The sequence below is a fragment of the Blastomonas sp. UPD001 genome, assembly GCF_003426715.1.
In the GTDB taxonomy this organism is placed as follows: Bacteria; Pseudomonadota; Alphaproteobacteria; order Sphingomonadales; family Sphingomonadaceae; genus Blastomonas.
Map to the genome: position 1 here is coordinate 47374 of NZ_QKVT01000067.1, position 6000 is coordinate 53373.

Consider the following 6000-nt stretch of genomic DNA (forward strand, 5'->3'; position numbering starts at 1 on the left):
AGGATTCTGTGACATCTACGTAAGGACATTGTCCGCAAGACCGGCGATTCCTGATAGGAGTTGCCTTCTCAGTTTCAGTTACAGGGTCCATGTCCACAAGTCAGAGCGAGCCTGGCAAGAAGCGCTACAAGGTTCTCATCACCGACGATGAGGCCAGTATCCGCCGTTCGTTGCAATTCTTGCTGCATGCGCGGGGTTATGAACCGCTCAGCTACCGATCGGCATCGGCCTTGCTGGCCGATCCGGCTTCGCTCTCCGCCGACTGCATGATTGCCGATTACAACATGCCGGATCTCGATGGCGTCAGCTTGCTCGGCGCGTTCAGGGCCAAGGGATGGAGCGGCCCCGCGATCCTCATATGCGCATCTTGCGATCGCGAGCTGAGGTTGCGGGCCAAAGCTTGCGGCTATGCAGAAGTGATCCAGAAACCCTTCATCCGAACACCGGTTCTCGAGGCGCTGTACCGCTTGTGCGACTGCGCCGAGCCTGGGGATTGTGACGAGGACCGCGAAGGCGGCACAGGGTGCGGCTGCTAGTCTGGTCTCCGGCTCTCTCAGTGCGCGGTCCTTGTATTGGGCAGCCCAAAGGGTGGCCAAGACCAAGCGCGGCCCCGTTGGTGAAACCCGGGTGGAGTATGTGGCCGTTGCCCGACGTCCACTATCATTGGACTGATGTCGCCCCTCTCCAGACAAGGGGCAGAACAAGCAGGAGAAGCAGCGCAAGGCTGCCGATGCTCCAGAGGATGACGGGTTGATATTGCGGCGATGCCAGTGCGAAGGCCAATGGTGCAAGCGCCTGGCCGATGCTGGCCGCCGCATGCTGCAAACCCAGTCTCGAGCCCGAAGGAGCTGTGTTTCCGCCGATCCAGAAACTGGTGATCAGGCGAAGGCTTGCGGAACTCCAGCCGGCCACAAAGATGGTGCCAGCCATAGGCAGGGTCGCAAGGTTGAGGGAATAGAGGAAGACGCTTGACGCGAGAAGGGCAAGGGTAATGCCGGCGAGGCGTCTCGGTGAGGTCACGAGCCAGGTGACTCTTGCAAGGAACAGCTGCGCGGCAAGCATGGCGAACCCGCAAAGGCTAAGCATCCAGGCGATCGTCTCTCGATTGGGCGCATCCGTGCTTCGCGGGATGAGCAGGGCGACATGCATGGCCGCGAGCCCACCGCCACCAACGACCGCGATGAGCAGTAGCATCGAGATCGCGGGGCTGGACGACGATTGCGGGTGGCGAATCTCGGAACAAGCGATGCACCGAGGCGGCAGATGGGCGAAGCACAGCAGGCTGGCGACGCCAGCGATGCCGAGCGCCACCATCAGCAGGGGTGCGCCGGGAGTTACGGCGGCGGAACCCTCTGCGAGCAAAGGCCCAATCATGTCCCCCAGGAAGACGAACCCCGTTAGCCAGGTAAAGCGCTTCGCCTGCTCGCCGCGCTCGGGAACCGCGAAGCTCGCGGACAGCAACGCCAGCGGGATGATGGCCGCAGCGGCCATGCCGGCCAGCGCGCGGAGCAGATAGAGAGCCGGTAGCGGCACCGCTCCGACTGGCGCCGTCGCGAATGCGAGTGCGACGAGAGCGGTGCGAAGCAGGATCCGGTAATCCATCCGATCCGCGAGCCAGCCCCAGAGCGGGGCCAGCAGCAAGGCCGCGAGCGGATGGACGCCGGTAAGGCTGGCGACGTGGAAGTCATGCAGGCGCGGCGCAAGCTGTGCGGCATTGCGATCAACCAGGGCCGGAAGGAAGGCGAGAATGGCGGTCTGCCCCGCCGCAGCAGCGGCTACGGCGAGCAGAAGAAGAATGGACGAGAGCGATTGCCTGCCTTGCGGGCGCGCAAGATGGCCGAGGCCGGTCTGCCATGTCTCGGACAGCCGCCCCAGAATCACAGCAACAGTCGGAAGCCGACGACGACGCGACGTTCGACCGGGCTTTCGCCCTCGGCGCGCCGAAAGTCGGCGGTGCCGCCGAGCGCGCGTTCCCAGACGAAACCGACATAGGGCGCGGACTTTCGAGAAAACTCGTAGCGCAGGCGACCGCTGAGTTCGACATTGCTGAAGCCGCCACCAAGCTCGCGGTCGGTAGATCGCTTGCTGTAGATGTTGGTCTCGACTTGAGGCGTCAGGATGAGGCGATTGGTGAACAGGATTTCATAGGAGGCCTTGGCGCGCGCCGCCAAGCGGCCATCGGCGCCCACATAGCCGGTCAGCTGAATGTCGAACCAGTAGGGAGCGAGGCCCTCAACGCCGACGGCGGCCCAAGTCGTGCCACCTTTCCCGAGATCCTGGCGAACGCCGACCAACGTACCCCAGAATGCGCCCCCGCCGTGCCACCAGAACCCTTCGACGCTGCTCTCGGGATCGAGCCGATCGCGTGAATTCTTGAGCCCCTGGCTGCGGAGCCAGAGCTTGTTGTCGTCCGGCCCGTTTGTGACCAGCACTGTCCAGCCGAACCCCTGTCCCTCGTTGCCCGTGGCGAACTCGAGCTCATCGACCAGGATCTTGGGGATCGAGAGCTTGTCGGCCATTTCGTAATTGGGCAGCGTCGAGTTGCGGTAACCATCGGCATAGTCGTCGGAATTGCGGGCATCGCGCGGTGCCCTGCCGCCCTGCATCTTGCCCGTGTCCATCTCCGTGCTGTCTGGCGACCTGCCCGCTCCGGACATATCCATGCCGGGCATGTTCATACTCGCATGATTTTCGACCGGCGGAGCGGGCTGCGGCTCCTGCGCGGGCTTGACCGACTGGTCGGCCTGGGAAGCGGCCGGTGGCTGTTGCGGAGCTTCCTGGGCCCGAACTGGAGTCGCGACCGCAACCGAGACGATGGTGGCGAGAGCGAATTGTGCGGTGCGGGGGTGTGCGTGGCTCATCATGCGACCACCACCTCGCGGAACATGCCGGCCGCCATATGGTAGAGCAGGTGGCAGTGGAACGCCCATCGGCCCATCGCATCGGCCGTCACGCGGAAGCTGACGCGCTGGGCGGGCTGGACGACTACGGTATGCTTGCGCACCCGAAACTTGCCATCCGGGCCTTCGACATCGCTCCACATTCCGTGGAGATGCATCGGATGGGACATCATCGTGTCGTTCACCAACGTGACGCGAAGCCGCTCGTTCGGGCGGAAATGCAGAGGGCGCGAGTCATTGAGCTTGATCCCGTCGAGCGCCCAGATGAAGCGCTCCATATTGCCGTTGAGGTGGAGTTCGATCTCGCGTTCCGGCTCGCGGGGATCGGGATCGCCGTTCGGCGTGCGCAGGTCCGCCAGCGTCAGAACGCGCCAGGGGCGGTCACGCAAGCCGGCGCCGGGATCGTCGAGATTTCTGCGGGGATAATCGACCCGCATGTCGGTGTTCGCGCCATATTCAGTGCGGGCGTGCCGGGCCTTGGGCGGCATTTCGGCCATCCCATGTCCGGCGTGTTCGCCGCCGTCCATCGCGGCCATTGCACCCATCATGTCGATTGGTTCGAGCCAGGGCCGTTCGTCGAGCGGCGGTACCGCCGCAGTCATGCCAGGCGCAGGCGCGATCGTGCCGCGGGCATAGCCGGTCCGGTCGATCGACTGAGCGAAGATCGTATGGGCTTCAGCGTCGGGCATGGTGAACTCGGCATCGTAGGTCTCGCCGGGGCCGATGCGAAACTCGTCGACCGTAACCGGTTCGACAGGTTGCCCGTCGGTCGCGACGATGGTCAGCGCGACCCCCGGAATCCGTACGTCGAAAAAGGTCGCGGTCCCCGCACAGATGAAGCGCAGCCGGACCCGCTCGCCGGGCGCGGCGATGCCGGTCCAGTTGCCCGCAGGCGGCGTCCCGTTCATGAGGTAGGTGTAAGTCGCCGCCGAGACGTCGCTGTAATCGGTCGGGCTCATCCGCGCGCCATTCCACATCGCCCGCCGATCGAGCGCCTTGCCGAGCCCCAGTTGGCGTACGTCCTTGAGGAAGTCGCCCGCCGTCGGCTGCGCGAAATTGTAGTAGCTGCTCAGCTTCTTGAGGTTGGTGAAGATCTGCAATGGCGGTTCGTCAGACCAGTCGCTGAGGATCACCGTATAGTCCCGATCCGGCGCGGCGACGGGCCCACGCGGTTCGACGACGATCGCGCCATAAAGGCCGGTCTGCTCGGCAAGCGTGTGGGCATGATACCAGTAAGTGCCCGATTGGCGCAGCTCGAAGCGGTAAGTGAAGGTCTCGCCGGGCGCGATGCCGGCGAAGCTGATGCCCGGCACGCCGTCCATCTCGGCCGGAAGGATGATGCCGTGCCAATGGATGCTCGACATCTCCTTGAGGCTGTTGCGTACGCGCAGCGTAACCGTGTCGCCTTCCAGCAGCCGGAGAACCGGCGCGGGCACGGCCCCGTTCACCGCAGTCGCGACCCGGCGCTTGCCGGTGAAATTGACCGGCAGCTCGGCGATCTCAAGGTCGAACTCGGTGCCGCGCAGCTCTGCCGCCGAAGCGGCAGTGGACCGTGCGAGAAGCGCCGGGGTGAAGCCTGCAACCGCACCGCCGACCGCCAGACCCTGGACGAAATGGCGCCGCGCGATAGGCAGGCTGTGGAAAGGAAGCATGGACAGTATCTTTCGCGAATGATGGGATCACGCCAGATCGAGAACGATCCGGCCTTCGATGTCGCCGTGACGCATGCGCGAGAAGACATCGTTGATGTTCTCGAGCTTCTCCGCATGCACGGTCGCGTGGACCTTGCCCTCGCCGGCGAAGGTCAGCGCTTCGAGAAGGTCGAGCCTGGTGCCGACGATCGAGCCGCGCACGGTGATACCGTTGAGAACGGTGTCGAAGATTGACAGCGGAAAGTCGCCTGGCGGCAGACCGTTGAGCGCCACCGTGCCACCACGGCGGACCATGCCGAGCGCCTGCTGGAACGCTGTGGGCGAGACCGCAGTGACCAGCGCGCCATGCGCGCCGCCGATCGCCTTCTTGAGGGCCGCCGAAGGAATCTCATCGCACGCGTTGATCGTCAGCGTGGCACCGAGACGAGATGCGAGATCGAGCTTGCGATCGTCGATGTCGACCGCCGCCACGTTGAGGCCCATCGCACGGGCATATTGCACGGCCATGTGGCCAAGCCCCCCGATTCCGGAGATCACAACCCATTGACCCGGCTTCGCCTCGGTGGCCTTGAGGCCTTTGTAGACGGTGACGCCCGCGCAGAGGATCGGCGCGATGTCGAGAAAATCGACATTGTCGGGCAGGTGGCCGACATAGTTCGGGTCGGCGAGGACATATTCGGCGAAGCTGCCGTTGACCGAATAGCCGGTGTTTTGCTGACTTTCGCACAGCGTTTCCCAGCCGCCCAGGCAATGTACGCAGTGGCCGCAGGCTGTGTACAGCCAGGGCACGCCGACGCGGTCGCCTTCCTTGACGTGGGTGACGTCCGATCCGACCGCGGCGACATGGCCGACGCCCTCATGGCCCGGAATGAACGGCGGGTTGGGCTTGACCGGCCAATCGCCCTCGGCGGCATGCAGATCGGTATGGCACACGCCGGTCGCCGCGATCTTGACGAGTATCTGACCAGGACCGACCACTGGGATCGGCGCCTCCTCGATGACCAGCGGCTGGCCGAATTCGCGGACGACTGCCGCCTTCATGGTTTTCGCCATGTCTGCTTCTCCATCAGAAGGAAGGTCAGAACAGGCCGAGAGCGCGCTCGTCGTAAGAGACGAGCAGGTTCTTGGTCTGCTGGTAATGGTCGAGCATCGCCTTGTGGTTTTCGCGCCCGAAGCCCGACGCCTTGTATCCGCCGAAAGCGGCGTGGGCGGGATATTGGTGATAGCAGTTGGTCCAGACCCGGCCGGCCTCAATCGCGCGGCCCAGCCGGTAAGCAGTGTTGCCGTTGCGGGTCCAGACACCAGCACCCAGGCCGTAGGCGGTGTCGTTGGCGATCGCGATCGCTTCCTCGACCGTCTTGAAGGTCGTCACCGCCAGGACCGGACCGAAGATCTCCTCCTGGAAGATGCGCATGTGGTTCTGGCCCACGAACACGGTCGGTTGGACG

The 6000-nt window shown here is 64.3% G+C and carries 6 protein-coding genes; 1 reads left to right on the top strand and 5 read right to left on the bottom strand.

Annotated elements, in window-relative coordinates:
* Positions 1–89 precede the first annotated feature (89 nt).
* The gene (locus DM995_RS18670) at positions 90–536 is read left to right on the top strand and encodes a response regulator (protein WP_052241814.1); all 447 of its coding nucleotides are present in this window, start codon (positions 90–92) and stop codon (positions 534–536) included.
* A gap of 124 nt (positions 537–660) precedes the next feature.
* Here DM995_RS18670 and DM995_RS18675 read toward each other — a convergent pair whose 3' ends face one another.
* The 5 genes from DM995_RS18675 to DM995_RS18695 form a co-directional block, all read right to left on the bottom strand.
* A complete protein-coding gene (locus DM995_RS18675; protein ID WP_082013215.1) occupies positions 661–1881 on the bottom strand; it encodes an MFS transporter in 1221 nt (406 codons plus the stop codon).
* Positions 1878–2678, bottom strand: a complete 801-nt coding sequence (locus tag DM995_RS18680) for a copper resistance protein B (RefSeq protein WP_039330921.1) — start codon at positions 2676–2678, stop codon at positions 1878–1880. Before DM995_RS18680 ends, DM995_RS18675 begins: the two co-directional genes overlap by 4 nt.
* A gap of 182 nt (positions 2679–2860) precedes the next feature.
* Positions 2861–4552 carry a copper resistance system multicopper oxidase gene (locus DM995_RS18685; protein WP_039330748.1) on the bottom strand — a complete coding sequence of 564 codons (1692 nt, stop codon included), beginning with the start codon at positions 4550–4552 and terminating at the stop codon, positions 2861–2863.
* 27 nt (positions 4553–4579) lie between these two features.
* The gene (gene adhP, locus DM995_RS18690; protein ID WP_116970647.1) at positions 4580–5605 is read right to left on the bottom strand and encodes an alcohol dehydrogenase AdhP; all 1026 of its coding nucleotides are present in this window, start codon (positions 5603–5605) and stop codon (positions 4580–4582) included.
* 25 nt (positions 5606–5630) lie between these two features.
* Positions 5631–6000 (bottom strand): aldehyde dehydrogenase family protein (locus tag DM995_RS18695; RefSeq protein ID WP_116970648.1); only part of this gene is annotated, 370 nt, incomplete at its 5' end.

Excerpts from the sequence above, each read along its gene's own strand:
- DM995_RS18680 (WP_039330921.1), bottom strand. The coding sequence starts at position 2,678 with ATGAACATGCCCGGCATGGATATGTCCGGAGCGGGCAGGTCGCCAGAC.
- DM995_RS18670 (WP_052241814.1), top strand. The coding sequence starts at position 90 with ATGTCCACAAGTCAGAGCGAGCCTGGCAAGAAGCGCTACAAGGTTCTC.
- adhP (WP_116970647.1), bottom strand. The coding sequence starts at position 5,605 with ATGGCGAAAACCATGAAGGCGGCAGTCGTCCGCGAATTCGGCCAGCCG.
- DM995_RS18685 (WP_039330748.1), bottom strand. The coding sequence starts at position 4,552 with ATGCTTCCTTTCCACAGCCTGCCTATCGCGCGGCGCCATTTCGTCCAG.